1 protein-coding gene is annotated in these 443 nt (G+C 48.1%); it reads right to left on the bottom strand.

The features are described from left to right. Positions 1 to 443: apiosidase-like domain-containing protein (locus tag B1748_RS36240; protein WP_143810519.1), on the bottom strand; the 443-nt coding region annotated here is incomplete at both ends.

Genomic DNA, 443 nt, shown 5'->3' with positions numbered 1-443 from the left:
AACCAACTATCTGTCGAATCATTGATGGCCCAGACGCCCTGCACGCCATATCCAAAACCGAAGGCGCCGTTGGAGAAGGCCCTATATGGAGTGGAACGCGCCTCATCTGTTGTGACCCGATTAAATTCATAGCCAGTTTCATAGGCAACATAGGGTTTTGTCTCGTTATACTCCCAAAAGGTTTGATAGCCGTCTTTTTGTAGATTGGAAGGCTGCACAGCAAACCAGGAATGATAGTCCTTGTCTCCCCAGCCTGTATTCCCCGCATCTCCGCCCTCCATATGGGCGGTTAACGGCTGATGATAAGCGTCATTTTCATAGATTGCCTTTGCAATTCTATGCCAATAATCATTAAATTCATGTCCTGGATCGACTTCCTGCGCAGTCGTCCATAGTACGGGATAGGCTCCAAATCTCGCTTGCCAGTATTTGCCCAGTTTCTC

It is taken from the genome of Paenibacillus sp. MY03 (assembly GCF_002165585.1).
GTDB classification, from domain to species: Bacteria; Bacillota; Bacilli; order Paenibacillales; family Paenibacillaceae; genus Pristimantibacillus; species Pristimantibacillus agaridevorans.
This window is presented reverse-complemented; position numbering and strand designations above follow the sequence as displayed.